This is a genomic window from Microbacterium sp. UBA3486 (assembly GCF_002377845.1).
Classification (GTDB): Bacteria; Actinomycetota; Actinomycetes; order Actinomycetales; family Microbacteriaceae; genus Microbacterium; species Microbacterium maritypicum_A.
The window spans coordinates 49699-50748 of sequence record NZ_DFQP01000087.1 but is presented as its reverse complement, the minus strand read 5'-3'; the positions used below and the strand labels follow the sequence as shown (position 1 = coordinate 50748).

The 1050-nt window shown below is 68.8% G+C and carries 1 protein-coding gene and 1 pseudogene; both read left to right on the top strand.

Annotated features, from left to right (window positions below):
- A pseudogene (locus B2869_RS13880) lies at nt 1–207 on the top strand (hypothetical protein); the annotation flags it as partial.
- A gap of 196 nt (nt 208–403) precedes the next feature.
- Complete coding sequence (locus tag B2869_RS13875; RefSeq protein ID WP_292767746.1) at nt 404–928, top strand: hypothetical protein; 525 nt, start codon at nt 404–406, stop codon at nt 926–928.
- The last annotated feature ends 122 nt before the right edge of the window (nt 929–1050 follow it).

Genomic DNA, 1050 nt, shown 5'->3' with positions numbered 1-1050 from the left:
TCCGGCACCCGCCTGGACCGCGACCGACCGACCAGGCAGACGGTGTGGCCCGGCGAGGAATCCGCCGAGCCTGTCGAGGAGATCCCGATCACCGACCGGGACGCGGACTTCGTGCAGCACGTCCTCGATGACGTCGCCCGCCGCCGCGAGGCCGAGGACGAGTTCTACCGCAACCTCGACCCGGACACGGGCGAGATCCGCCCCTGACCCTGCGCGACCGACCACGAGATAGCCCATGCGCGACAGGGAGGTGGCTTGATGTCTGCGCGCCGGAACCGCGACCCGCATCCCGGTCAGCTCGCGTTCGACCTGTGGGGACTGGACGAGCAGACCGCCGACGAGTCCCTGGCCGGTGCGCTTGCATCCGATACGCCAGAGGACTCCGCCGGGGAGGAACAGGCCGATGAACAAGTACGCGGCAGCGGCCAGAGCACATTGGGAGAGGACGGCCCCGAGCCGGCTGAAGGCGCTGGAGAACCCGGAGGAGTTCTTCACGAACCTGGGCCTGGAAGTGCAGGCGCAAGTGTCGGACCTGACAGCAATACTGGCTGGGACGCGATCTTCGGAGCAGAATTACTTGCAGGAGATCGCCCGGCTAGTGACGGCCCGGCGGATCGCGGAGAAGGTCGTGATGGCACAACTGGTGTGGATCGGCGACCCGGAGCTACCGCTGGAGCAGGCCCGCGAGGAGTGGGAGCAGACCCGGCCCTCGGACGAGAACCTCGTGACCTGGGCCGAACGGATGCAGGACTCCCCGGACTTGATGCCCTCGACGGTGGAGCTGGAGCAGATGGCGAACGACTGGGCGGTGCCGGTGGCCTTCCTCGAGGGCCTGGTAGCGACCGAGCCGCCGCGGGACTACCTACGGGAGAACCAGGCCGTGCTGCAGGAGGCGGCGACGATCCGCTTCCTACGCGAACTGAGCTAGCCGCCCCACCTCGGTTCGTCCCAGCATCGCAGGACGACCTGGCCCCTTCGGGGCCGAAGGCCCGTTTCCAGGCGAACACCGCGGCGATCCGGCTCGCCCGCACCCTCGCCGCCGAGGAACGA

Excerpts from the sequence above, each read along its gene's own strand:
- B2869_RS13875 (WP_292767746.1), top strand. The coding sequence starts at position 404 with ATGAACAAGTACGCGGCAGCGGCCAGAGCACATTGGGAGAGGACGGCC.